Origin of the sequence: Pseudomonas sp. 2835 (assembly GCF_050435905.1) — a bacterium.
Taxonomy (GTDB): domain Bacteria; phylum Pseudomonadota; class Gammaproteobacteria; order Pseudomonadales; family Pseudomonadaceae; genus Aquipseudomonas.
The window spans coordinates 400932-423765 of the sequence record NZ_JBNDLE010000004.1 but is presented as its reverse complement, the minus strand read 5'-3'; the positions used below and the strand labels follow the sequence as shown (position 1 = coordinate 423765).

Genomic DNA, 22834 nt, shown 5'->3' with positions numbered 1-22834 from the left:
GTCGCACCGCCGCTCCCACAGTGATCTCTGTGGGAGCGGCGGTGCGACGACTCGACTTGACCCGCGATGGTTCACTGCTGAACCCGAACCCTCAAGCTACGCCACAACGCCGCCACCATCAGCACGCTCACCCCGGCCCAGACCAGCGCCTGCTGGTTGCTCAGCCCTTCACGGAACAGCTGCGGGGCGATGCCGCCACCGATGATCAACGCCAGTAAGGCCGCTTCGGCCCGGCGTGCCGCTACCGGTCGCAGCAGGTACACCACCGCCGGCAACAGCAAGGCCGGGCTCGGGAAACTGCGATAGCGCGGGTCGAACACCAGCGCCAGCATGCTCACCGCCGCGGCGAAGCCTGCCGCCAGCAACCACCAGCCGCCACGCGCTTCAAGCCAAGCAAAGGCTCGCTCGCGCCAGCCCTGGCGCTGCGACAAGGCCAGCGCAGCTTGGGCCAGCACCAACAGGTTCAGGCCCACCAGCAAAATCGCCCAGACCCACTCACCGACAAAGCGGCTGTTGATGCGCAACTGTTCGCCCCACAGACCCAGGCTGGCCGCACCCAGAGCCGCCAGCAGCGGCAACAGCAAGGCATTGCGGCTACCGCGCACGCGTGCGCCCAGCAGCAGGGTGGCGGCGAACAACACGACACCTGCGCCCAGCCACTGCGGCCAGAACGCCAGGTTGCTCACCGGCCCTTCAAGGATGCCCTTGTCCTGGCGGTCAGCGTCATACAGGCCCCAGTAGCCGCCCACGGCGCCTTCGCTGGCACGTTTCCAGGGCTGGTCAAAGGCCTCGATCAGGTTGTACCTCCAGCCCTGCTGTTCGGCCATGGCAACGAAACCACGGATGAAGCGCGCCTCGTTGACCCGGCTGGGCAGCGCGGTTTCGCGCTGGCGGCCTTCGCTCGGCCAGCCGGTCTCGCCAATGACGATCTCCTTGGGCGCGAAGCGGTTGCCGAACACCTGGCGAATCTCGCCGACGTGCACCAGGGCATCGTCGATGCTCTTCGGATCATCTTCCCAATAGGGCAGCAGGTGGATAGTCAAGAAGTCCACTGTCGGGGCGATCTCCGGGTGCTGCAGCCAGAACTCCCAGACATCGGCGTAGGTCACCGGCACGCTGACCTGGCTTTTCACCTGGTTGATCAACGCCGCCAGTTGCGGGCCGGTGACTTCCTTGCGCAACAGGGTTTCGTTGCCGACGATTACCGCCTTGACTACATCCGGGTTGGCGTTGGCCGAGGCGATCAGGGCCTTGACCTCTTTTTGCGAATCCACCGGGTTGGCGTTGATCCAGGCACCGAGCATCACCTTCAGGCCATGCTTGCGGGCGAGGTCGGGGATGGCCTCAAGGCCGGTCATCGAGTAGGTGCGGATGCACTCGAAACGCTCGGCGAGCAAGGCCAGGTCAGCGTCCATGCGCGCCGGGCGCAACTGGAATGGCTGGTCGAACGGCGATTGGTCCTTGTCGAACGGGGTATAGGAGGCGCACTGCAGCTTGTGCGAGGCGCTGGCCGCATCCGGCAGCACCACCGGCTTGCCCAGGCCGTACCACAGCCCTCCGAGGGCGAACAGGCCCAGCAGGCAGGCGAACAGGTAGGGTAATAGCGGGAAGCGCGCAGTCGAGGACATGGAACAGACCGTCTGGGAACAAAGCCGTCAATAGTACCCGCAAATGGCGCCGGCCAAAGCCTTGGGCTACAAAGAAGGCCAGGGTGGATGTTGCTTGATGTAACGATCTGCGTTGCTGGCGATGTGATGTCGTTTCTCGTTGCCTTGAGGTCGTTACCAGAGCAGGTCAGCGGCCATGCGCGGTTGATGATGCAGCTTCCGTGACGTGACGAGGGGATGCTTGGATGAAAATGCGACGACTCCTGGGGGTGGGCACCGCCCTGGTAATGGCCATTGGCGCGGGGCAAGCGCTGGCCAAGGAAGTGAGCATCGGCTATGTCGATGGCTGGTCCGACAGTGTGGCGACCACCAACGTCGCCGCCGAAGTCATCAGGCAGAAGCTCGGCTATGACGTCAAACTGCAGGCCGTGGCCACCGGCATCATGTGGCAGGGGGTAGCCACCGGCAAGCTCGACGCCATGCTCTCGGCCTGGCTGCCGGTAACCCATGGCGAATACTGGACCAAGAACAAGGACAACGTGGTCGACTATGGTCCCAACTTCAAGGATGCCAAGATCGGCCTGATCGTCCCCGACTACGTCAAGGCCAACTCGGTGGCCGATCTGAAGACCGATGACAGCTTCAAGAACAAAATCGTCGGCATCGACGCAGGCTCCGGGGTCATGCTCAAGACCGACCAGGCCATCAAGGACTACGACCTCACCGGCTACAAGCTGCAGGCCAGCTCCGGCGCGGCGATGACCGCAGAGCTTGGCCGCGCCTATGCCAAGCAGCAATCGATCGCCGTGACCGGCTGGGTGCCGCACTGGATGTTCGCCAAGTGGAAGCTCAAGTTCCTCGAAGACCCCAAAGGCGTATATGGCGCCGCTGAAACCGTCAACAGCATCGGCAGCAAGGAACTGGACAAGAAGGCGCCGGAAGTAGCGGCGTTCCTGAAGAAGTTCCAGTGGCAGTCCAAGGATGAAATCGGCGAGGTCATGTTGGCCATTCAAGAGGGCGCAAAACCCGAGGCTGCGGCCAAGGACTGGGTGGCCAAACATCCGGAACGCGTAGCCGAGTGGACCGGTAAATAATGGCTTAAAGCCTCTATCTGGCACCTTCCAGGGCCGCCCCCGCGAAAATGCTGGTGCGGCCCTTGTCGTTTCAGGCTGTTACCGAATCGGTAAAAGAGTTTTGCATCTAAGACTAAGGTCGTCTGGAGTGCGTTCGAAGGCAGCATAAAGTGGAGTGGGTTCTACCTAATCTGTGCTGCGAGGACAAAAACAATGAACGACAGCATTTACCTCTCGATACAAAACAGCCCGCGGTTCAAGGAGCTGGTTTCAAAACGCGAACGTTTCGCCTGGATTCTCTCGGCGATCATGCTCGGTCTCTACGCCGCCTTCATCCTGTTGATTGCCTATGGCCCGCATATCCTCGGTGCCAAGCTCAGCCCTGAGTCGTCGATCACCTGGGGTATTCCTCTGGGTGTCGGTCTGATCATCTCGGCTTTCATCCTCACGGCTATCTACGTGCGTCGCGCCAATGGCGAGTTCGACGAGATGAACAAGGCGATCCTCAAGGAGGCTCAGCAATGATCCGGCGTCTACTGGCAACCCTGGCCTTCGGCGTTTTTGCACCCGCCGTCTGGGCCGCTGACGCCCTTACCGGCGCGGTGCAGAAACAACCCCTGAACGTCTCGGCGATCGTCATGTTCGTCGCCTTCGTCGGTGCCACCCTGTGCATCACCTACTGGGCGTCCAAGCGCAACAAGTCCGCTTCCGACTACTATGCCGCCGGCGGGCGCATCACCGGTTTCCAGAACGGCCTGGCGATTGCCGGCGACTACATGTCGGCCGCGTCCTTCCTGGGTATTTCCGCCCTGGTGTTCACCTCCGGTTACGACGGCCTGATCTATTCGATCGGCTTCCTGGTCGGCTGGCCAATCATCCTCTTCCTGATCGCCGAGCGCCTGCGCAACCTGGGTAAATACACGTTTGCCGACGTCGCTTCGTACCGCCTCGGGCAGAAGGAAATCCGCACTCTGTCGGCCTCCGGCTCGCTGGTGGTGGTGGCGTTCTACCTGATCGCGCAGATGGTCGGTGCCGGCAAGCTGATCCAGCTGTTGTTCGGCCTGGACTACCATGTTGCGGTGATCCTGGTCGGCATCCTGATGTGCATGTACGTGCTGTTCGGCGGCATGCTCGCGACCACCTGGGTACAGATCATCAAGGCCGTGCTGTTGCTCTCCGGTGCCAGCTTCATGGCGCTGATGGTGATGAAGCACGTCAACTTCGACTTCAACGCGCTGTTCTCCGAAGCGATCAAGGTTCACCCCAAAGGCGAAGCGATCATGAGCCCGGGCGGCCTGGTCAAGGATCCGATCTCGGCGTTCTCGCTGGGCCTGGCGCTGATGTTCGGCACCGCTGGCCTGCCGCACATCCTGATGCGCTTCTTCACCGTCAGCGACGCCAAGGAAGCGCGCAAGAGCGTGCTGTATGCCACTGGCTTCATCGGCTACTTCTACATCCTGACCTTCATCATCGGCTTTGGCGCGATCCTGCTGGTCAGCACCAACCCAGAATTCAAGGACGCAGCAGGCGCCCTGATCGGTGGCAACAACATGGCAGCGGTGCACCTGGCCGACGCCGTGGGTGGCAGCGTGTTCCTCGGTTTCATCTCGGCAGTGGCTTTCGCCACCATCCTGGCGGTAGTTGCCGGCCTGACCCTGGCCGGTGCCTCGGCAGTGTCCCATGACCTGTATGCCAGCGTGATCAAGAAGGGCAAGGCCAACGAGAAGGATGAGATCCGCGTCTCGAAGATCACCACCGTCGCTCTTGGCGTGCTGGCAATCGGCCTGGGTATCCTGTTTGAAAGCCAGAACATTGCCTTCATGGTCGGCCTGGCGTTCTCCATCGCTGCCAGCTGCAACTTCCCGGTGCTGCTGCTCTCGATGTACTGGAAGAAACTGACCACCCGTGGCGCCATGATCGGTGGCTGGATGGGCCTGATCAGTGCCGTGGCGCTGATGATCCTCGGCCCGACCATCTGGGTCCAGATCCTCGGTCACGAGAAGGCGATCTACCCGTACGAGTACCCGGCGCTGTTCTCGATGATCATTGCCTTTGCCGGCATCTGGTTCTTCTCGATAACCGACAAGTCCAAGGCTGCCGATGATGAACGCGCGCTGTTCTTCCCGCAGTTCGTGCGCTCGCAGACTGGCCTGGGTGCCAGCGGTGCGGTGTCTCACTAAGTAAGCAAAAGGCAGCCTCTGGCTGCCTTTTAGCTGCACGCTACAAGCCACAAGCCGCAAGTTGAAGCCGTACGCGTACTGCTTTGACTTGCGGCTTGCAGCTTATGGCTTGCAGCTTTTCTATATCTTGCCGAGCAACAACAGGATCAACAGGATGACCAGAACGGCACCAATGATGCCGGACGGCCCATAACCCCAACTTCTGGAGTGTGGAAAGACGGGTAAGCCACCGATCAACAGCAGAATCAGGATGATGATAAGTATGGTGCCCATGGCAGTTTCCTTGTTTGGCTTGAGAAGTAGGCGTTACGCTGCAATCCATCTCTTCGGTCATGTGTTTCATGCCCGCCTGTTAATTCCGACTGCTGTCAGTGGCTAAAAGTTTTATCCCATCTTTATTTGTCACGTTCACCGCTGTTTGCCCCGGCCATTCAGCATCCTGATACAGCGTGGGTGGCGGCCCGGCCTTCGCTACACTGGCCTGAACTTTCCAGAACAGTACAAGGCAGCTGCTATGCAAAAGCGCATGATGATTACCGGTGCCGGCTCGGGGCTTGGGCGCGAAATTGCCTTGCGCTGGGCGCGTGAGGGCTGGCAACTGGCCCTGGCCGATGTCAACGAGGCCGGCCTCAAGCAAACCCTGGCGCTGGTGCGCGAGGCGGGCGCCGACGGCTTTGTGCAACGCTGCGATGTGCGCGATTACAGCCAGCTGACGGCGCTGGCCCAGGCCTGTGAAGAAAAGCTTGGCGGCATCGATGTGATCGTCAACAACGCTGGGGTGGCCTCGGGCGGGTTTTTCGCCGAGCTGTCGCTGGAGGACTGGGACTGGCAGATCGCAATCAACCTGATGGGCGTGGTCAAAGGCTGCAAGGCCTTTCTGCCGCTGCTGGAGCGCAGCAAGGGCAAGATCATCAACATCGCGTCGATGGCCGCTTTGATGCAAGGCCCGGCGATGAGCAACTACAACGTCGCCAAGGCCGGGGTACTGGCCCTGTCGGAAAGCCTGCTGATCGAGCTGCGCCAGCAGGAAGTGGCGGTGCACGTGGTCTGCCCGTCGTTCTTCCAGACCAACCTGCTCGATTCGTTCCGCGGCCCGACCCCGGCGATGAAAGCCCAGGTCGGCAAGCTGCTGGAAAGCTCGCCGATCAGCGCCGCCGATATCGCCGACTACATCCACCAGCAAGTGGCCGCCGGCGAGTTCCTGATCCTGCCCCATGAGCAGGGCCGCGAAGCCTGGAAGCTCAAGCAGCGCAACCCGCAGGTGCTTTACGACGAAATGGCCAGCATGGCCGAGAAAATGCGCGCCAAGGCCCGGCCGTCCCAGGCTTGAGCGGCGCCATCAGGTATTCTTGGCCATCCCTGAAACAGCCTTGAGTACCTGGTGTGATCAATTACCTGTGGTTTTTCCTCGCGGCGATCTTCGAGATCGGCGGTTGCTATGCCTTCTATATGTGGCTGCGTCTGGGCAAGAGTGCGTGGTGGATTGCCCCGGCCTTGCTCAGCCTGACCCTGTTCGCCCTGATCCTCACCCGTGTCGAGGCCGCTTACGCCGGGCGCGCCTATGCCGCCTATGGCGGTATCTACATTGTCACGTCGTTGTTGTGGCTGGCGCTGGTAGAGCGAGCGCGGCCGCTGGGCAGTGACTGGATCGGCGCGCTGCTGTGTGTGCTGGGGGCCAGCATCATCGTCCTCGGGCCGCGTTTGCACAGTGCCTGAGGGATCGAAAACTCAAGAAATCTGTATGCAAAATCGCCCAGATAGGTGGGATCGGTCTAATTCGCCGCCAGAGCATTGAAGGCGTCCGGCACCCCGTGCAGTCTCCGAATTCCCTGATTTGTGGAGGATCGGAGCATGTTGGTAATAGGCCGCGAAATAGGCGAAATCATCGCCATCGACGATGACATCAAGATCAAGGTGTTGTCGGTGGAGGGCAACACGGTGCGTTTCGGCATCAGTGCGCCGCGGCACATCGAGGTGCACCGGGCGGAAATCTACAAGCGCATCGTCGAGCAACTGGCCAAGCAGGCCGGTTGAGTCAGTCGAGCAGTTCCCTGGGCACATCGTGCTTGGCCAGCAGTTGGCATTGCTGGCTTTCCAGGTCGAACAGAATGAACGCCTGTTTTTTTGCCAGCGCCTGGCGTACCCGCAGCACGCGGGTTTCCAGTGGGGTGTCGTCACCGTTGTCGGTGCCGTCGCGGGTGACGAAATCCTCGATCAGGCGGGTGAGGGTTTCGGCTTCCAGTTGGTCGTAGGGAATCAGCATGAACAGGACAGGTCTGGCGAAAAGGTAGCGCCATGCTACGCCAAACCTGTCCTGGCTGTGTAGGCGCTAGTTTTTGTTGCCGACCAGGCTGTCGACGGCCGGCACGCGGGTATCGCTTTCCATCTGCGCATCGTGCTCAAGCTGATGGCTAAAACTTTCCAGCGAGTTGCCGGTGGCCTGCGAGTCGCTGGCGAATACCGGCGGGCTGAGCAGGTAGGCAGTCAGCAGGCGGCTCAGGGCGGCCAGGCTGTCGATATGGGTGCGCTCGTAACCATGCGTGGCGTCGCAACCGAAGGCCAGCAGGGCGGTGCGGATGTCGTGGCCGGCGGTGATGGCCGAATGCGCGTCGCTGAAGTAATAGCGAAATACATCGCGGCGAGCCGGCAGTTCGTGCTCGCGGGCAAGTTTAAGCAGGTGGCGCGACAGGTGATAGTCGTACGGGCCAGCCGAGTCCTGCATGGCCACGCTGACCGCGTGCTCACTGGAGTGTTGTCCGGGTGCTACCGGGGCGATGTCGATGCCGACGAACTCGCTGACGTCCCAGGGCAGCGCGGCGGCGGCGCCGGAGCCGGTCTCTTCGGTGATGGTGAACAGCGGGTGGCAGTCGATCAACGGTTGAACACCGCTTTCAACGATGGCTTTGAGCGACGCCAACAGGGCCGCGACGCCGGCTTTATCGTCCAGGTGACGGGCGCTGATATGGCCGCTTTCGGTGAACTCCGGCAGCGGGTCGAAGGCGACGAAGTCTCCGATGCCGATCCCTAGCGATTCGCAATCGGCGCGGGTGGCACAGTAGGCGTCCAGGCGCAGTTCGATATGTTCCCAGCTGACCGGCATCTGGTCGATGGCGGTGTTGAACGCGTGGCCGCTGGCCATTAGCGGCAACACGCTGCCGCGCAGCACGCCGGTGTCGGTGAACACGCTGACGCGGCTGCCTTCGGCAAAGCGGCTGGACCAGCAACCCACGGCTGCCAGCGACAGGCGGCCGTTGTCCTGGATGGCCCGCACGCTGGCGCCAATGGTGTCCAGGTGCGCCGACACTGCGCGGTCGGGCGAGCTCTTGCGGCCCTTCAGGGTGGCGCGGATGGTGCCGCGGCGGGTCAGCTCGAAGGGGATGCCGAGCTCTTCCAGGCGCTCGGCGACATAGCGCACGATGGTGTCGGTAAAGCCGGTGGGGCTGGGGATGGCGAGCATCTCCAGCAGGACTTTCTGCAGGTACTTGAGGTCCGGTTCGGGGAGCTGTTCTGGCATGCGAACTCCTGTGCTCATGGCGTCGCTCGACTGTGGGGGAACAACAGGTCGACGAAGCGCTCGGCAGTCGGTTGCGGTTCATGGTTGGCCAGGCCGACCCGTTCATTGGCTTCAATGAACACGTAGTCGGGCTGGTCGGCGGCCTTGACCATCAGGTCCAGGCCCACCACCGGGATGTCCAGGGCGCGGGCCGCGCGGATGGCGGCGTCTACCAGCACCGGATGCAGGCGCTCGGTGACGTCTTCCAGGCAGCCGCCGGTGTGCAGGTTGGCGGTGCCGCGCACCGCCAGGCGCTGGCCGGCGGGCAGCACGCTGTCGTAATCGAAACCGGCGGCGTGCAGGGTGCGCTGGGTTTCGTGGTCCAGGGGGATGCGGCTTTCACCGCCGGTTGCCGCCTGGCGCCGACGGCTCTGGGCTTCGATCAGGGCGCCGACGGCGTGCTGGCCGTCGCCGACGATCTGCGCCGGGTGGCGGATGGCGGCGGCGACCACGTCGAAACCGATGACCACGATGCGCAGGTCGAGGCCGGCGTGGAAGCTCTCCAGCAGCACGCGGCTGTCGAATCGCCGGGCAGCCTCTACCGCTTCATTGATTTCCTCCAGGGTGCTCAGGTTGACCGCCACGCCGTTGCCTTGCTCGCCATCCAGCGGCTTGACCACCACCGCGCCGTGGTCCTCGAGGAAGGCCAGGTTGTCGTCGGCGTTGCCGGCCAGTTGCTGCGCCGGCACCTGCAAGCCTGCGGCGCTCAGTACCTTGTGGGTCAGGCTCTTGTCTTGGCACAGCGTCATGCTCACCGCAGTGGTCAGGTCGCTCAGCGATTCACGGCAGCGTACCCGTCGGCCACCGTGGTTGAGGGTGAACAGGCCGGCATCGGCATCCTCGACCTGCACATCGATACCCCGTCGGTAAGCCTCTTCGACGATGATCCGGGCGTAGGGGTTGAGCCCTGCTTCCGGCCCCGGGCCGAGGAACAGCGGCTGGTTGATGCCGTTCTTGCGCTTGACCGCGAAGGTCGGCAGGTTGCGAAACCCCAGCTTGGCGTACAGGCGCTTGGCCTGGCGGTTGTCGTGCAGCACTGAGAGGTCGAGGCAGGTCAGGCCGCGGCTCATGAAGTGCTCGATCAGATGCCGTACCAGCACTTCGCCGACACCCGGGCGCGTGCACTGCGGGTCCACCGCCAGGCACCAGAGGCTGCTGCCATGCTCCGGGTCGGCGAAGGCCTTGTGATGATTCAGGCCCATGACGCTGCCGATGATCGCGCCGCTGTCTTCGTCTTCGGCCAGCCAGTAGACCGGGCCGCCCTGGTGGCGCGGGGTCAGCAGCTCGGGGTCGATCGGCAGCATGCCGCGGGCCTGGTACAGGGTGTTGATCGCCTGCCAGTCGCTGACGCTTTGCGCCCGGCGGATACGAAAACCGCGGAATACCCGCTGTGCCGGGCGGTAGTCGCTGAACCACAGGCGCAGGGTGTCGGACGGGTCGAGGAATAGTTGCTGCGGGGCCTGGGCCAGTACCTGTTGCGGCGCCGCCACGTACAAGGCGATATCACGCTCGCCGGGGCGTTCGTCGAGCAGGTCGCTGGCCAGGCTGGCCGGGTCGGGGTAGGTGTGGCCGATCAGCAGCCGCCCCCAGCCGCAGTGCAGCGAGCGCGGCTGGTCGTGGGGCTGGCTGCCATCACCGGCCAGTTGTGCCTGCAGTCGCTCATAGGAAGGCACCTGGCCGCGCAGCAGGCGCTGGCCGTAAGGTGAGGCATGGGCTTTCATCGATCAGATTCCTTGTTCGCTGAGCCACAGGTTCAAGGCGGCCAGTTGCCAGAGCTTGGAGCCGCGCAGCGGCGTCAGTTGGCCATGGGGATCGCTGAGCAGGCGGTCGAGGGCGGCGGGGTTGAACAGGCCGCGGTCCTGGCTGGGATCGAGCAGCAATTCACGCACCCAGTCCAGGGTTGCGCCCTGCAGATGCTTGAGGCCCGGCACCGGGAAGTAGCCCTTCTTGCGGTCGATGACTTCGCTGGGGATGACCAGCCGCGCGGCTTCCTTGAGCACCTGCTTGCCGCCGTCGGGCAGCTTGAAGCGTGCCGGGATGCGCGCCGAGAGCTCGACCAGGCGATAGTCGAGAAACGGCGTGCGCGCTTCCAGGCCCCAGGCCATGGTCATGTTGTCGACCCGCTTGACCGGGTCGTCGACCAGCATCACCGTGCTGTCCAGGCGCAGGGCTTTATCCACCGCATCGCTGGCCCCGGGCTGGGCAAAGTGCTGGCGGACAAAGTCGCCGGCGGCATCGTGATCGAGCAGCCAGGATGGTTGCACGGTGGCGGCGTAGTCGTCGTAGCTGCGGTCGAAGAACGCCGCGCGGTAGGCCGCGAACGGGTCGCGCGCGCCGTCAACCTGCGGGTACCAGTGGTAACCGGCGAACAGCTCGTCGGCGCCCTGGCCGCTTTGCACCACCTTGCAGTGCTTGGCCACTTCCCGCGACAGCAGGTAGAAGGCAATGCAGTCATGGCTGACCATCGGCTCGCTCATGGCGCGGAAGGCCGCTGGCAACTGCTCGATGATCTCCCGTTCGTCGATGCGCAACTGGTGATGACGGGTGCCGTAGTGGCGGGCGATCAGGTCGGAGTACTGGAACTCGTCGCCGCGCTCGCCACCGGCATCCTCAAAACCGATGGAGAAGGTCGACAGGTCGTCGACGCCGACTTCGCGCAGCAGGCCGACGAGCATGCTCGAGTCGACACCGCCGGACAGCAGCACGCCGACATCCACCGCAGCGCGCTGACGAATCGCCACCGCCTCGCGGGTGCTGTCCAGGACGCGGTCGCGCCAGTCTTCCAGGCTCAGGTTTTGTTCATCGGTGCGCGGGCCGTAATGCAGGTGCCACCAGACTTGCTGCTCGCAGCGACCCTGGGCATCGATGCGCATCCAGCTGGCCGGTGGCAGTTTCTCGATGTTGGCCAGCAGGGTGCGCGGGGCCGGCACCACGGCGTGGAAGTTCAGGTAGTGGTTGAGCGCCACCGGGTCGAGCACCGGATTGATGTCGCCGCCCTTGAGCAGCGCCGGCAGGCTTGAAGCGAAGCGCAGGCGTTCGCCGGTACGCGACAGGTACAGGGGTTTGACCCCGAGGCGGTCGCGGGCGAGGAACAGCTGCTGGCTGTCACGTTCCCAGATCGCCAGGGCGAACATGCCGTTCAGGCGCGGCAGCAGGTCGGCGCCCCAGGCGTGATAGCCCTTGAGAAGTACCTCGGTGTCGCCGTCTGAATAAAAGGCATAGCCAAGGCTTTCCAGCTCGCTGCGCAGCTCGGGGAAGTTATAGATGGCGCCGTTGAAGGCCAGCGACAGGCCCAACGGGTTATCGACCATGGGCTGCGCCGAGCCGTCGGACAGGTCCATGATTTTCAGCCGGCGATGACCCAGGGCAATCGGGCCCTGGCTATGGAAACCCCAGGCGTCGGGGCCGCGAGGTGCCAGGTGATGGGTGATCCGCTCGACCGCGGCGAGGTCCGCCGGGCGTGGTGGGTGGGCAACAGGGGTGAAACGAAACTCTCCAGCTAATCCGCACATAAGTCCTTACCGGTTTTGCCGTTGGGGAAGGTGCCCACAACGCGGGCACATGGAAACTGACCGGTGCGGATAGCGAGAGTTTTAGATCAATCGGTTATAAGCGGTAGCTGCAAGCGCCAAGCTTCAAGCTGCAAGAGCAAGCCGGGCCAATCAGCTTTTAACTTGTGGCCTGCCGCTTGCCGCTGCTTTTTTACTCCTGATCAGTTCGCGCAGCATGAAGCGATTCGGGTGGCAGGCTTCGGCCACTGCGCGGGGCACTGGCAACGGTGCATTATCGGCCCAGGCGGCGATCATTTCGCCCGCCAGCGGCGCGGTGATCAGCCCGCGTGAACCATGGCCGCTATTGATGAACAGGCCTTCGAGCCAAGGGCAGGGCGTGCCGGGAATCTGCCGGGCATCGCGAGCCAGCACGGCGTAGTCGTGGTTGAACTGCGCCTGGCCGGCCAGCGGGCCGACAATCGGCAGGTAGTCGGGGCTGGTGCAGCGAAACGCGGCGCGGCCCTCCAGTGTATGCGGGTCGAGACTGTGGGCGCCCAGGCGCTGGGCCAGGTCGCTGGAGATCGCTTCAAGCAGGCCGAGGTTGCCGATGTGCTCGCCGGGGGTGGGGGTCAGGTCGGTATTGTGAAAGTCGAAACTGGCACCGAGGGTGTGCTCGCCATTGCGCGGCGGCGCGACATAGCCGTCGGCGCACACCACGGTGGTCAGTGCCTGGCTTTGCGCCGTCACCGGCAGGCGGGTGATCTGCCCGCGAATGCGCTTGAGCGGCAGCTCGGCGCAAGGCTCGAAGCTATGGATCTCGGCAGCAGTGGCCAATACTACCAGCGGCGCGCTGGCCAGCAGTTTGTCGCTTTCCCAGGCTTGCCAGAGGCCATCGACCTTGCGCAGTTGCAGCACCTGGTGATGGGCCAGCAGGGTGATGTTCGGGTGCTGCAGTTGCGCCTGGCACAGCGCCGGCGGATGGACCCAGCCGCCTTCGGGGTAGAACAGCCCGCCGCTGCCCAAGGCAACCCCCGCGACCTGCTCGGCCTGCTCACGGTCCAGGCGTTGCAGCAGTTGCGGGTTGAAGGCTGCGGCCAGTTGCTGCTGGCGTTGATCCTCCTTGGCGTCGAAGGCCAGTTGCAGCACCCCGCAGCCGTCCCAATCCTGGCCGCGCTGCAGCTGCTCGAGCAGCCGCCGGGTGTAGCCGAACCCGCTGAGGATCAGGCGCGACAACGCCGTGCCGTGGGCGGACAACTTCAGGTACAGCACCCCTTGCGGGTTGCCCGAGGCTTCTGCTGCCGGCGTCCCATGGCGCTCCAGCACCTTTACCTGCCAGCCGTGGGCGGCGAGGCTGGCGGCGCTGGCGCACCCGGCAAGGCCTGCGCCGATCACCAGCGCCTGGCGTGGGCCGGGCAGGGCGGGTGGGCGGGCGAACCAGGGCGCGCTGGCAAGCGGCTGCGGCTGTTCGGCCGGCCAGCCGTTGAAGGTGCCGCGCAGCACTTCCCATTTCTTGCCGATACCGGGAATGCGCTTCATGGTAAAGCCCACGGCGATCAGGCCGCGGCGCACCCAGCCGGTGCTGGTGAAGGTGCCGAGGGTGGTGCCGGGCGCCGACAGCCGGCCGATCTCGGCGAACAGCTCGGGGGTCCACATCTGCGGGTTCTTGGCCGGGGCAAAGCCGTCGAGGAACCAGGCATCCACCTGTGCATCGAGCTGCGGCAGTTGCTCCAGCACGTCACCGATCAACAAGGTCAGGCGCACCCGGCCCTGTTCAAACGCGAACGGCTGGAAACCTTCGTGCACCGCCACGTACTGGGTCAGCAACTGGCTGCTGAACGGTGCCAGTTGCGGCCACAGGGCCAGGGCGCGGCTGAGGTCGGCGCGGGTCAGGGGGTATTTTTCGACGCTGATGAAGTGCAGCCGGGCATCAGCCGGCGCGCACTCGGCAAACAGCTGCCAGGCGCAGAAGAAGTTCAAGCCGGTACCGAAGCCGGTTTCGCCGATCACCAGGCACTGGCCCGGCTGCAACGCGCTGAAACGCTGGCGCAGGTCGTTCTGGTCGATGAACACATGACGGGTTTCCTCCAGGCTCTGATCCTTGGAGAAATAGATGTCGTCGTATTGGCGCGAGTGTGGTCGGCCCTGGTCATCCCAGTCGATCTGGGCGTATTGGGTTACTTCGGTCATGTTCGGCTCAGCATTGGCAAGAGGGCCATTTTAGCTGATCGGCGCGAGGCTGTTTGACCTGTGGCAGGCTTTGTTTTGTGCCGACAAAGGTTTCGACAATCCGCTAGTCTTGCTTATCCAAGTAGGGAGCCTGGTATGTTCGAATCCGCTGAAATTGGTCACGCCATCGACAAAGACACCTATGAAGCCGAGGTCCCGGCGCTGCGTGAAGCGTTGCTGGAGGCGCAGTTCGAGCTCAAGCAGCAGGCGCGTTTTCCGGTGATCGTGCTGATCAACGGCATCGAAGGCGCCGGCAAGGGCGAGACGGTCAAGCTGCTCAACGAATGGATGGACCCGCGCCTGATCGAGGTGCGCACCTTTGACCAGCAGACCGACGAAGAGCTCGCCCGGCCACCGGCCTGGCGCTACTGGCGGGCGCTGCCGGCCAAGGGGCGGATGGGCGTGTTTTTCGGCAACTGGTACAGCCAGATGCTCCAGGGCCGTGTACATGGCCAGTTCAAGGATGCCGTGCTTGACCAGGCCATACGCGGGGCCGAGCGCCTGGAGGAGATGCTTTGCGATGAAGGCGCGCTGATCTTCAAGTTCTGGTTCCATCTGTCAAAGAAGCAGATGAAAGCCCGGCTCAAGGCGCTCAAGGACGATCCGCTGCACAGCTGGCGGATCAGCCCGCTGGACTGGCAGCAGTCCGAAACCTACGACCGTTTCGTGCGCTTTGGCGAGCGGGTGTTGCGCCAGACCAGTCGCGACTATGCGCCCTGGCATGTGATCGAAGGCGTCGATCCGCATTACCGCAGCCTGGCCGTGGGCAAGATTCTGCTCGAAGGGTTGCAGGCCGCGCTCAAGGCCGATCACGGGCCGATCCACCAGGCCAACATCGCGCCGCTGGGTGAAAGCATCGACCAGCGCAGCCTGCTCGGCAGCCTTGACCTGAGCCTGCGCCTGGACAAGGACGACTACCAGGAACAACTGATTACCGAACAAGCGCGCCTGGCCGGGCTGCTGCGTGACAAGCGCATGCGCCGCCACGCCCTGATTGCCGTGTTCGAAGGCAATGATGCGGCGGGCAAGGGCGGTGCCATTCGCCGGGTGGCGGCAGCCCTCGACCCGCGTCAGTACCGCATCGTGCCGATTGCCGCGCCCACCGAAGAAGAGCGCGCGCAGCCTTACCTGTGGCGCTTCTGGCGGCACATTCCGGCGCGTGGCAAGTTCACCGTGTTTGACCGCTCCTGGTATGGCCGGGTGCTGGTCGAGCGGATCGAAGGCTTTTGCAGCCAGGCCGACTGGATGCGCGCCTATGGCGAAATCAACGACTTCGAAGAGCAGTTGCGCAATGCCGGCGTGGTGGTGGTGAAGTTCTGGTTGTCGATCGACGAACAGACCCAGCTCGAACGCTTCCAGGAGCGCGAGCAGATCCCGTTCAAACGCTTCAAGATCACCGAGGAAGACTGGCGCAACCGCGAGAAATGGGGGCAGTACGCGGAGGCGGTGGGCGACATGGTCGACCGTACCAGCACCGAAATCGCGCCCTGGACCCTGGTCGAGGCCAATGACAAGCGCTGGGCGCGGGTCAAGGTGTTGCGCACCATCAACCAGGCGCTGGAGGCGGCATTCAAGAAGGACAAGAAATAGGACCTCATCGCTGGCAAGCCAGCTCCCACAGAAATGGTGCAAACCTGGCCTTGTGGGAGCCGGCCTTGCCGGCGATGGGGCGCGTAGCGGCCCCAGCAGGAACTCAGGGAATGAAGTACTGAATTCTTTTCCGCATTCTTGCCTGTCTCCCCATCAGCCCAGCCCGTAGAATCCAGTTTCCCCCCACCAAAGGGCTATCGAGGCTGGTTATGCATATTTCTTCCGGGCGCTGGGTCTACGGTCTGTCCTTGTCGCTGCTGACCGCCGTGCTCTGGGGCATTCTGCCGATCAAGCTCAAGCAGGTGCTGCAGGTGATGGACCCGATCACCGTGACCTGGTTTCGCCTGCTGGTGTCCGGTGGCCTGCTGCTGGCCTGGCTGGCCGCGAGCAAACGCCTGCCCTCGTTCAACACCCTCGGCCGCAAGGGCTGGGGCCTGGTGCTGCTGGCCACCTGCGGGCTGGTGGGCAACTATGTGCTGTACCTGGTCGGGCTCAAGCTGCTCAGCCCCGGCACCGCGCAGTTGGTAGTGCAAATGGGTCCGGTGCTGTTGCTAGTGGCCAGCGTGTTCCTGTTCAAGGAGCGCTTCAGCCTGGGGCAGGGCATGGGCCTGGTGATCCTGCTGGTGGGATTCGGCCTGTTCTTCAACCAGCGCCTGGATGAGCTGCTCACCTCCCTGAGCGTCTACACCACTGGCGTGCTGACCATCCTCCTGGCGACCTCCATCTGGGTGTTCTATGCCCTGAGCCAGAAGCAACTGCTGACGGTATGGAACTCGATGCAGGTGATGATGGTGATCTACCTGTTTTGCGCGGCGTTGCTGACGCCCTGGGTGCATCCAATGGAGGCGCTGCAATTGAGCCCGCTGCAAGGCTGGCTGCTGCTCGCCTGCTGTCTGAACACCCTGGTGGCCTATGGCGCATTTGCCGAGGCTCTGGCGCACTGGGAGGCTTCCAAGGTCAGTGCGACCCTGGCGGTTACCCCGTTGATAACCTTTGTGGCGGTGGCCCTGGCGGCCTGGTTCTGGCCCGACTTCGTCCACGCCGAGCAGATCAACACCTTGGGCTATATTGGTGCGCTGGTGGTGGTGCTGGGCTCTGCGCTGACCGCCCTGGGCCCGTCGATCATGGCCGGCTGGCGGGCCAGGCGCGTACGCCTGGCCCGGTGACTCAGCCTTTGCCGCCCGGCTCGAGCATTTTTTCCGGGCGCACCCACTGGTCGAACTGCTCGTTGCTCAGGTAGCCCAGGGTCAGTGCCGCCTCGCGCAGGGTGGTGCCTTCGCTGTAGGCCTTCTTGGCGATTTCCGCCGCCTTGTCGTAGCCAATGTGCGGGTTGAGCGCAGTCACCAGCATCAGCCCGCGCTCCAGGTGTGCGGCCATCTGCTCGGGATCCGGCTCGATGCCGGCAATGCAGTGCTGCTGGAAGTTGCTGCAGCCGTCGGCCAGCAGTTCGATGGACTGCAGCAGGTTGTGGATGATCACCGGCTTGAACACGTTCAACTGCAAGTGCCCCTGGCTTGCGGCAAAGCCGATCGCGGTGTCGTTGCCCAGCACCTGGCAGGCCAGCATCGACAGGGCCTCACACTGGGTCGGGTTGACCTTGCCGGGCATGATCGAGCTGCCTGGTTCGTTGGCCGGCAGGCGCACTTCGGCAATCCCGCCGCGCGGCCCGGAGCCGAGCAGGCGCAGGTCGTTGGCCAGTTTCATCAGGGCCACGGCGAGGGTTTTCAGGCCGCCGGCGAGGGTGGTCAGCGGCTCATGCCCGGCCAGGGCAGCGAACTTGTTCGGTGCGGTAACAAACGGCAGGCCGGAGAGCGCGGCGAGCTCGGCGGCGATGGCTTCGGCAAAGCCGTGCGGGGCGTTCAGCCCGGTGCCGACGGCGGTGCCGCCCTGGGCCAGTTCGCATACCGCCGGCAAGGCCGAGCGAATGGCGCGCTGGGCGTAGTCGAGCTGGGCGACATAGGCCGAGAGTTCCTGGCCGAAGGTGATCGGCGTGGCGTCCATCATATGGGTGCGGCCGGTTTTCACCAGGTGCTGGTGGCGCGCCGAGAGTTCCGCCAGCCCTGACGACAGCTCGGTGATCGCTGGCAGCAGTTTGTGCTGCACTGCCTGGGCCGCGGCGATGTGCATGGCGGTGGGGAAGCAGTCGTTGGAGCTCTGCGAGCGGTTGACGTGATCGTTGGGGTGCACTGGCGTTTTACCGCCACGGCCGTTGCCGGCCAGTTCGTTGGCACGACCGGCGATTACTTCGTTGGCGTTCATGTTGCTCTGGGTGCCGCTGCCGGTCTGCCAGACGACGAGCGGGAACTGGTCGTCCAGTTGCCCATCGAGCACTTCGTCGGCGGCCTGTTCGATCAGCCGGGCGATGTCCGCCGGAAGGTCTCCGTTGCGGTTGTTGACCCGTGCGGCGGCTTTCTTGATCAGGGCCAGGGCATGCAACACCGCCAGCGGCATGCGCTCTTTGCCGATGGCAAAGTTGATCAGCGAGCGTTGCGTCTGGGCACCCCAGTAGGCCTGGTCAGGAACTTCGACCTGCCCCAGGCTGTCAGTTTCGATACGGCTCATGCTGCGCTCACTCCCTTGTGGTCTGAATTCGCAGTTTAGGTCCTTATTTGGCGTGGCGGTTCCATCGCGCGTCGACCCACTTGAGCACTGTGCCACTGTCGGCGCAGAATGCTCTACTCTGGGGTACTACCTCTTGTCTATTGAAGGAATTCCGATGACCCGTCTTCGTGCCCTCTGCACTGCTGTAGCGCTGGTCTGCGCCAGCGGCCAGGTGCTTGCAGATACCGCCAGCCACAACGCCAGTGCTGAAAAATTCCTCATGATGGCGCATGCCGACAAGCTCGGTACTCCGGTCTACATGCAGGTGCAGCAGATGTTCGCCCAGCGTTTCGAACAGACCAAGGCCCCAGCCTCGAAAAAATCCGTGCTCGACAGCTACCAGGCCAAGGCCAACGCCGCCCTGGACCAGGCCATCGGCTGGAACAAGCTCAAGCCGGACATGGTCAAGCTCTACACCACCACCTTCACTGAAAGCGAACTCAAGGACCTGGTAGCCTTCTACCAGTCGCCACTGGGCAAGAAAGTCCTGGAAAAGATGCCGCAAGTGACCCAGCAATCGGCCCAGCTGACCCAGCAGAAACTGGAAAGCGCGGTACCGGTGGTCAACAAGCTGCTGGCTGACATGACCAAGGAACTTGATCCGAACGCCGGCAAGACCGCCGCGCCAGCCAAGAAGTAAGCAGCGGAGCCTGACATGACCATGCAGCAAAAGATCGAGCACAGCCTGCAAGCGCTGGCACCCACGCACCTGCAGGTGCTCGATGAAAGCCACATGCACAGCCGTGGGCAGCAGACCCACTACAAGGCGGTGCTGGTGAGTGAGCAGTTCGAGGGGCTTAACAGCGTCAAGCGCCACCAGAAGGTCTATGCCACCCTCGGTGAGCTGATGAGCGAGTTTCACGCCCTGGCCCTGCACACTTATACGCCGCAGGAATGGCAGAAAATCGGTGTCGCCCCGGCGTCGCCGACCTGTGCCGGTGGCAGCAAGCACTGATTTCCTCGTCAGGTTTTTGCTAGAATGATCAACGCGCCGCTCGTCGGCGCGTTTTTATTTGGCATCCGGTTCGCCCTTTGCGAGGGCGACCACCTGGAGAAGTTACTGCATGTCCCAAGCTATCGTCGTTGCGGCGCTGTACAAATTCGTCACCCTGAAAGATTACGTCGAGCTGCGCGAGCCGCTGCTCGAGAGCATGATGGCCAACGGCATCAAGGGCACCTTGCTGCTGGCCGAGGAAGGTATCAACGGCACCGTTTCCGGTACCCGCGAGGGCATCGACGGCCTGCTGGCCTGGCTGCGCAGCGATGCGCGCCTGGTGGATATCGACCACAAGGAATCCTACTGCGACGAACAGCCGTTCTACCGCACCAAGGTCAAGCTCAAAAAAGAGATCGTCACCCTTGGCGTGGCGGGCGTTGACCCGAACTACAAGGTCGGCACCTACGTCGAGCCCCAGGACTGGAACGCGCTGATCAGCGACCCTGAAGTGCTGCTGATCGACACCCGCAACGACTACGAAGTGGCGATCGGTACCTTCGAGGGTGCGATCGACCCGAAGACCACCACCTTCCGCGAGTTCCCCGAGTACATCAAGGCCAATTTCGACCCGGCCAAACACAAGAAAGTGGCGATGTTCTGCACCGGCGGCATCCGCTGCGAGAAAGCCTCCAGCTATATGCTCGGCGAGGGTTTCGAAGAGGTCTATCATCTTAAGGGCGGGATCCTTAAATACCTCGAAGAGGTGCCACAGGATGAAAGCCGCTGGCAGGGCGACTGCTTCGTGTTCGACAACCGGGTCACCGTGCGTCACGACCTGACCGAGGGCGATTACGACCAGTGCCATGCCTGCCGCACCCCGATCAGCGTGGAAGACCGTGCGTCCGAGCACTATTCGCCAGGCATCAGCTGTCCGCATTGCTGGGACAGCCTGAGCGAAAAGACCCGGCGCAGCGCCATTGACCGGCAGAAGCAGATCGAGCTGGCCAAGGCGCGCAACCAGCCTCACCCGATCGGTCACAACTACCGCAAAGCTGCCGAGGCCTGATTGATGTCCGCACGCCTGCTGTATGTGATGGACCCGATGTGCTCCTGGTGCTGGGGCTTTGCCCCGGTCGCCGAGGCCCTGATCGCCCAGGCACAGGCGGCGGGCGTGCCCACCCAGGTAGTGCTCGGCGGTTTGCGTTCCGGCAGCCGCGCGCTCGACGCCTCGACCCGTGGCTACATCCTCGATCACTGGCAGGCGGTGCAGGATGCCACCGGGCAGGATTTTCAGTTCGACGGCGCGCTGCCTGACGGGTTTGTCTACGACACCGAGCCTGCCTGCCGGGCCCTGGTCACCGCCCGCAGCCTCGACCCGCAGTACGTGGGTGCCTTGCTCAAGCTGATCCAGCAAGCTTTCTACCAGCGTGGCGAAGACGTCACCCGCGCGCCCTTGCTGGTGGACCTGGCCGAGCAGGCCGGTTACCACCGCGCAGCCTTTGCCGACGCCTTTACCAGCGCCGAACAACGGGCTGCCACGGCGGCGGACTTCACCTGGGTCCAGGACTTGGGCATTGCCGGTTTTCCGACCCTGCTGGCTGAACGCAATGGCCAACTGGCCTTGCTGACCAATGGCTACCAGGCCCTCGATTCGCTCGAACCGCTGCTCGGCCGCTGGCTGCAGCAGGCCGCCTGTGCTTGACCTGCCGGGTTCACCCGACCCGGTGCCAGGGCCAGGTCCTGTGCATGCTGATCGTTTGAGCTGGGCAGAAATCCGTCGCCTGGCCCTGCGCCATAAAAAAGCCCTGTGGATTGCCAACGGCGTGGCCGTGCTGGCGGCGTTGTGCAGCGTGCCGATCCCCTTGCTGCTGCCGCTGTTGGTCGATGAAGTGCTGCTTGGCCATGGCGATGCCGCGCTCAAATGGATGAACCAGTTCCTGCCCGGCAACTGGCAGGTCGCTGGCGGCTACATCGGCCTGATGCTGGTATTCACCCTGACCCTGCGCTGCGCCGCCCTGGCCTTCAACGTGGTGCAGGCCAAGCTGTTCGCCGGCCTTGCCAAGGACATCGTCTACCGCTTGCGCGTTCGCCTGATCGAGCGCCTCAAGCGCATTTCCCTGAGTGAATACGAAAGCCTGGGCAGCGGTACCGTGACCACCCACCTGGTCACCGACCTGGATACCCTTGACAAGTTTGTCGGTGAAACCCTCAGCCGCTTTCTGGTGGCCATGCTGACCCTGACCGGCACCGCCGCCATCCTCATGTGGATGCACTGGAAGCTGGCGCTGCTGATCCTGCTGTTCAACCCCTTGGTGATCTTCGCCACGGTGCAGTTGGGCAAGCGGGTCAAACACCTGAAGAAGCTCGAGAACGACAGCACCTCGCGCTTCACCCAGGCGCTGACCGAAACCCTCGATGCGATCCAGGAAATCCGCGCCAGCAATCGCCAGGGCTATTTCCTCGGCCGCCTTGGCCTGCGCGCCCAGGAGGTGCGTAACTACGCCGTCGCCTCGCAGTGGAAAAGCGACGCCAGCGGGCGTGCCAGCGGCTTGCTGTTCCAGTTCGGCATCGATATTTTCCGCGCCGCGGCGATGCTTACGGTGCTGTTCTCCGACCTGTCGATCGGGCAGATGCTGGCGGTGTTCAGTTACCTGTGGTTCATGATCGGCCCGGTCGAGCAACTGCTCAACCTGCAATACGCCTACTACGCCGCCGGTGGTGCCCTGAGCCGGCTCAACGAGCTGCTGGCGCGTGCCGACGAGCCGCAGTACCCCGGTGGCGTCGATCCGTTCAAGGGGCGAGACACCGTCGGTATCGAAGTGCAAGGCCTGCGCTTTGCCTACAGCGACGAGCCGGTGCTCGACCAGCTCAACCTGTCGATCGCCCCGGGCGAGAAGGTCGCCATCGTCGGCGCCAGCGGCGGTGGCAAGAGCACCCTGGTGCAACTGCTACTGGGTCTGTACAGCGCCCAGGCCGGGACCATCCGCTTTGGTGGCTCGACCCTGCAGGAAATCGGCCTGGAAACCCTGCGCGAGCATGTCGCGGTGGTGCTGCAGCACCCGTCGCTGTTCAACGACACGGTGCGCGCCAACCTGACCATGGGCCGCGACTGCAGCGATGATGCCTGCTGGCAGGCGCTGAGCATCGCCCAGCTCGACGCCACCATCGCTGCCTTGCCGCAAGGCCTGGACAGCGTGGTCGGCCGCTCCGGGGTGCGATTGTCCGGTGGTCAGCGCCAGCGCCTAGCTATCGCCCGGATGGTGCTGGCCGAACCCAAGGTAGTGATTCTCGACGAAGCGACCTCAGCGCTGGATGCGGCCACCGAATACAACCTGCACCAGGCCCTGAGCCGTTTTCTCAGCGCCCGCACCACCCTGATCATCGCCCACCGCCTGTCTGCCGTGAAGCAGGCTGACCGGGTGCTGGTGTTCGACGGCGGCCATGTCGCCGAGGACGGCGATCACCAGCAACTGATCGCCGAAGGTGGCTTGTACGCCAAGCTGTACGGCCATTTGCAACAGAGTTAGGGCAAATTGGTTAGCAAGTGAGAAAAGCTCTCCAGTATTAATGGCAAAT

At 63.4% G+C, this 22834-nt stretch carries 21 protein-coding genes; 13 read left to right on the top strand and 8 right to left on the bottom strand.

Features of this window, described 5'->3' with window-relative positions; translation table 11 throughout:
* Positions 1–71: 71 nt before the first annotated feature.
* A complete protein-coding gene (locus tag ABIE20_RS08305) occupies positions 72–1628 on the bottom strand; it encodes a beta (1-6) glucans synthase (RefSeq protein ID WP_429504260.1) in 1557 nt (518 codons plus the stop codon).
* Between the two features lie 224 nt (positions 1629–1852).
* Between ABIE20_RS08305 and ABIE20_RS08300 the strand changes: the two genes are divergently transcribed.
* From ABIE20_RS08300 to ABIE20_RS08290, 3 genes are all read left to right on the top strand, one after another.
* Entirely contained in the window at positions 1853–2701 is an 849-nt protein-coding gene (locus ABIE20_RS08300) for a glycine betaine ABC transporter substrate-binding protein (protein WP_429504258.1), read from the top strand.
* A gap of 192 nt (positions 2702–2893) precedes the next feature.
* Positions 2894–3205 carry a DUF485 domain-containing protein gene (locus ABIE20_RS08295; protein ID WP_429504256.1) on the top strand — a complete coding sequence of 104 codons (312 nt, stop codon included), beginning with the start codon at positions 2894–2896 and terminating at the stop codon, positions 3203–3205.
* Positions 3202–4860 carry a cation acetate symporter gene (locus ABIE20_RS08290; protein WP_195884811.1) on the top strand — a complete coding sequence of 553 codons (1659 nt, stop codon included), beginning with the start codon at positions 3202–3204 and terminating at the stop codon, positions 4858–4860. Before ABIE20_RS08295 ends, ABIE20_RS08290 begins: the two co-directional genes overlap by 4 nt.
* A 120-nt stretch (positions 4861–4980) precedes the next feature.
* Here ABIE20_RS08290 and ABIE20_RS08285 read toward each other — a convergent pair whose 3' ends face one another.
* On the bottom strand, positions 4981–5133 hold the full coding sequence (locus ABIE20_RS08285) for a DUF3309 family protein (RefSeq protein WP_429504254.1): 153 nt from the start codon (positions 5131–5133) through the stop codon (positions 4981–4983).
* Between the two features lie 241 nt (positions 5134–5374).
* On the opposite strand from ABIE20_RS08285, the gene ABIE20_RS08280 reads away from it, so the two are divergent.
* The 3 genes from ABIE20_RS08280 to csrA all read left to right on the top strand — a co-directional run bounded on the left by ABIE20_RS08280 (position 5375) and on the right by csrA (position 6894).
* Positions 5375–6190: an SDR family oxidoreductase gene (locus ABIE20_RS08280; RefSeq protein WP_429504252.1), complete on the top strand. Its 816-nt coding sequence runs from the start codon at positions 5375–5377 to the stop codon at positions 6188–6190.
* Positions 6191–6243: 53 nt separating this feature from the next.
* The gene (locus tag ABIE20_RS08275) at positions 6244–6576 is read left to right on the top strand and encodes a YnfA family protein (RefSeq protein WP_429504251.1); all 333 of its coding nucleotides are present in this window, start codon (positions 6244–6246) and stop codon (positions 6574–6576) included.
* A gap of 135 nt (positions 6577–6711) precedes the next feature.
* Positions 6712–6894: a carbon storage regulator CsrA gene (gene csrA, locus ABIE20_RS08270; protein ID WP_429504249.1), complete on the top strand. Its 183-nt coding sequence runs from the start codon at positions 6712–6714 to the stop codon at positions 6892–6894.
* A gap of 1 nt (position 6895) precedes the next feature.
* On the opposite strand, the gene ABIE20_RS08265 is transcribed toward csrA, so the two are convergent.
* The 5 genes from ABIE20_RS08265 to mnmC form a co-directional block, all read right to left on the bottom strand.
* Positions 6896–7123 (bottom strand): YheU family protein, encoded by a 228-nt coding sequence (locus tag ABIE20_RS08265; RefSeq protein WP_123567164.1) that lies wholly within the window; start codon positions 7121–7123, stop codon positions 6896–6898.
* Positions 7124–7189: 66 nt separating this feature from the next.
* Positions 7190–8374, bottom strand: a complete 1185-nt coding sequence (locus ABIE20_RS08260) for an osmoprotectant NAGGN system M42 family peptidase (protein WP_429504247.1) — start codon at positions 8372–8374, stop codon at positions 7190–7192.
* Between the two features lie 14 nt (positions 8375–8388).
* Positions 8389–10134 carry an N-acetylglutaminylglutamine synthetase gene (gene ngg, locus ABIE20_RS08255; RefSeq protein ID WP_429504245.1) on the bottom strand — a complete coding sequence of 582 codons (1746 nt, stop codon included), beginning with the start codon at positions 10132–10134 and terminating at the stop codon, positions 8389–8391.
* A 3-nt stretch (positions 10135–10137) separates the two neighbouring features.
* Entirely contained in the window at positions 10138–11925 is a 1788-nt protein-coding gene (locus ABIE20_RS08250) for an N-acetylglutaminylglutamine amidotransferase (RefSeq protein ID WP_429504243.1), read from the bottom strand.
* A 150-nt stretch (positions 11926–12075) separates the two neighbouring features.
* Positions 12076–14091, bottom strand: coding sequence for a bifunctional tRNA (5-methylaminomethyl-2-thiouridine)(34)-methyltransferase MnmD/FAD-dependent 5-carboxymethylaminomethyl-2-thiouridine(34) oxidoreductase MnmC (gene mnmC, locus ABIE20_RS08245; RefSeq protein ID WP_429504242.1), 2016 nt, complete (start codon positions 14089–14091; stop codon positions 12076–12078).
* Positions 14092–14226: 135 nt separating this feature from the next.
* Between mnmC and pap the strand changes: the two genes are divergently transcribed.
* Positions 14227–15720 (top strand): polyphosphate:AMP phosphotransferase, encoded by a 1494-nt coding sequence (gene pap, locus ABIE20_RS08240; protein ID WP_429504240.1) that lies wholly within the window; start codon positions 14227–14229, stop codon positions 15718–15720.
* Positions 15721–15929: 209 nt separating this feature from the next.
* Positions 15930–16886 carry a DMT family transporter gene (locus tag ABIE20_RS08235; protein WP_429504238.1) on the top strand — a complete coding sequence of 319 codons (957 nt, stop codon included), beginning with the start codon at positions 15930–15932 and terminating at the stop codon, positions 16884–16886.
* Position 16887: 1 nt separating this feature from the next.
* On the opposite strand, the gene ABIE20_RS08230 is transcribed toward ABIE20_RS08235, so the two are convergent.
* Positions 16888–18282: a class II fumarate hydratase gene (locus ABIE20_RS08230; protein WP_429504236.1), complete on the bottom strand. Its 1395-nt coding sequence runs from the start codon at positions 18280–18282 to the stop codon at positions 16888–16890.
* A 154-nt stretch (positions 18283–18436) separates the two neighbouring features.
* On the opposite strand from ABIE20_RS08230, the gene ABIE20_RS08225 reads away from it, so the two are divergent.
* The 5 genes from ABIE20_RS08225 to ABIE20_RS08205 all read left to right on the top strand — a co-directional run bounded on the left by ABIE20_RS08225 (position 18437) and on the right by ABIE20_RS08205 (position 22785).
* Positions 18437–18961 carry a DUF2059 domain-containing protein gene (locus ABIE20_RS08225; protein ID WP_429504233.1) on the top strand — a complete coding sequence of 175 codons (525 nt, stop codon included), beginning with the start codon at positions 18437–18439 and terminating at the stop codon, positions 18959–18961.
* A gap of 15 nt (positions 18962–18976) precedes the next feature.
* On the top strand, positions 18977–19276 hold the full coding sequence (locus tag ABIE20_RS08220) for a BolA family protein (protein WP_123567170.1): 300 nt from the start codon (positions 18977–18979) through the stop codon (positions 19274–19276).
* A gap of 109 nt (positions 19277–19385) precedes the next feature.
* Positions 19386–20324: a rhodanese-related sulfurtransferase gene (locus ABIE20_RS08215; RefSeq protein WP_429504231.1), complete on the top strand. Its 939-nt coding sequence runs from the start codon at positions 19386–19388 to the stop codon at positions 20322–20324.
* 3 nt (positions 20325–20327) lie between these two features.
* Positions 20328–20960 carry a DsbA family protein gene (locus ABIE20_RS08210; protein WP_429504229.1) on the top strand — a complete coding sequence of 211 codons (633 nt, stop codon included), beginning with the start codon at positions 20328–20330 and terminating at the stop codon, positions 20958–20960.
* Positions 20953–22785, top strand: coding sequence for an ABC transporter ATP-binding protein (locus ABIE20_RS08205; protein WP_429504227.1), 1833 nt, complete (start codon positions 20953–20955; stop codon positions 22783–22785). Before ABIE20_RS08210 ends, ABIE20_RS08205 begins: the two co-directional genes overlap by 8 nt.
* The last annotated feature ends 49 nt before the right edge of the window (positions 22786–22834 follow it).

Bases quoted from the DNA above. Each gene is read 5' to 3' on its own strand.
- ABIE20_RS08305 (WP_429504260.1), bottom strand. From the start codon at position 1,628: ATGTCCTCGACTGCGCGCTTCCCGCTATTACCCTACCTGTTCGCCTGC.
- ABIE20_RS08300 (WP_429504258.1), top strand. From the start codon at position 1,853: ATGAAAATGCGACGACTCCTGGGGGTGGGCACCGCCCTGGTAATGGCC.
- ABIE20_RS08295 (WP_429504256.1), top strand. From the start codon at position 2,894: ATGAACGACAGCATTTACCTCTCGATACAAAACAGCCCGCGGTTCAAG.
- ABIE20_RS08290 (WP_195884811.1), top strand. From the start codon at position 3,202: ATGATCCGGCGTCTACTGGCAACCCTGGCCTTCGGCGTTTTTGCACCC.
- ABIE20_RS08285 (WP_429504254.1), bottom strand. From the start codon at position 5,133: ATGGGCACCATACTTATCATCATCCTGATTCTGCTGTTGATCGGTGGC.
- ABIE20_RS08280 (WP_429504252.1), top strand. From the start codon at position 5,375: ATGCAAAAGCGCATGATGATTACCGGTGCCGGCTCGGGGCTTGGGCGC.
- csrA (WP_429504249.1), top strand. From the start codon at position 6,712: ATGTTGGTAATAGGCCGCGAAATAGGCGAAATCATCGCCATCGACGAT.
- ABIE20_RS08265 (WP_123567164.1), bottom strand. From the start codon at position 7,123: ATGCTGATTCCCTACGACCAACTGGAAGCCGAAACCCTCACCCGCCTG.
- ABIE20_RS08260 (WP_429504247.1), bottom strand. From the start codon at position 8,374: ATGCCAGAACAGCTCCCCGAACCGGACCTCAAGTACCTGCAGAAAGTC.
- ngg (WP_429504245.1), bottom strand. From the start codon at position 10,134: ATGAAAGCCCATGCCTCACCTTACGGCCAGCGCCTGCTGCGCGGCCAG.
- ABIE20_RS08250 (WP_429504243.1), bottom strand. From the start codon at position 11,925: ATGTGCGGATTAGCTGGAGAGTTTCGTTTCACCCCTGTTGCCCACCCA.
- mnmC (WP_429504242.1), bottom strand. From the start codon at position 14,091: ATGACCGAAGTAACCCAATACGCCCAGATCGACTGGGATGACCAGGGC.
- pap (WP_429504240.1), top strand. From the start codon at position 14,227: ATGTTCGAATCCGCTGAAATTGGTCACGCCATCGACAAAGACACCTAT.
- ABIE20_RS08235 (WP_429504238.1), top strand. From the start codon at position 15,930: ATGCATATTTCTTCCGGGCGCTGGGTCTACGGTCTGTCCTTGTCGCTG.
- ABIE20_RS08230 (WP_429504236.1), bottom strand. From the start codon at position 18,282: ATGAGCCGTATCGAAACTGACAGCCTGGGGCAGGTCGAAGTTCCTGAC.
- ABIE20_RS08225 (WP_429504233.1), top strand. From the start codon at position 18,437: ATGACCCGTCTTCGTGCCCTCTGCACTGCTGTAGCGCTGGTCTGCGCC.
- ABIE20_RS08220 (WP_123567170.1), top strand. From the start codon at position 18,977: ATGACCATGCAGCAAAAGATCGAGCACAGCCTGCAAGCGCTGGCACCC.
- ABIE20_RS08215 (WP_429504231.1), top strand. From the start codon at position 19,386: ATGTCCCAAGCTATCGTCGTTGCGGCGCTGTACAAATTCGTCACCCTG.
- ABIE20_RS08210 (WP_429504229.1), top strand. From the start codon at position 20,328: ATGTCCGCACGCCTGCTGTATGTGATGGACCCGATGTGCTCCTGGTGC.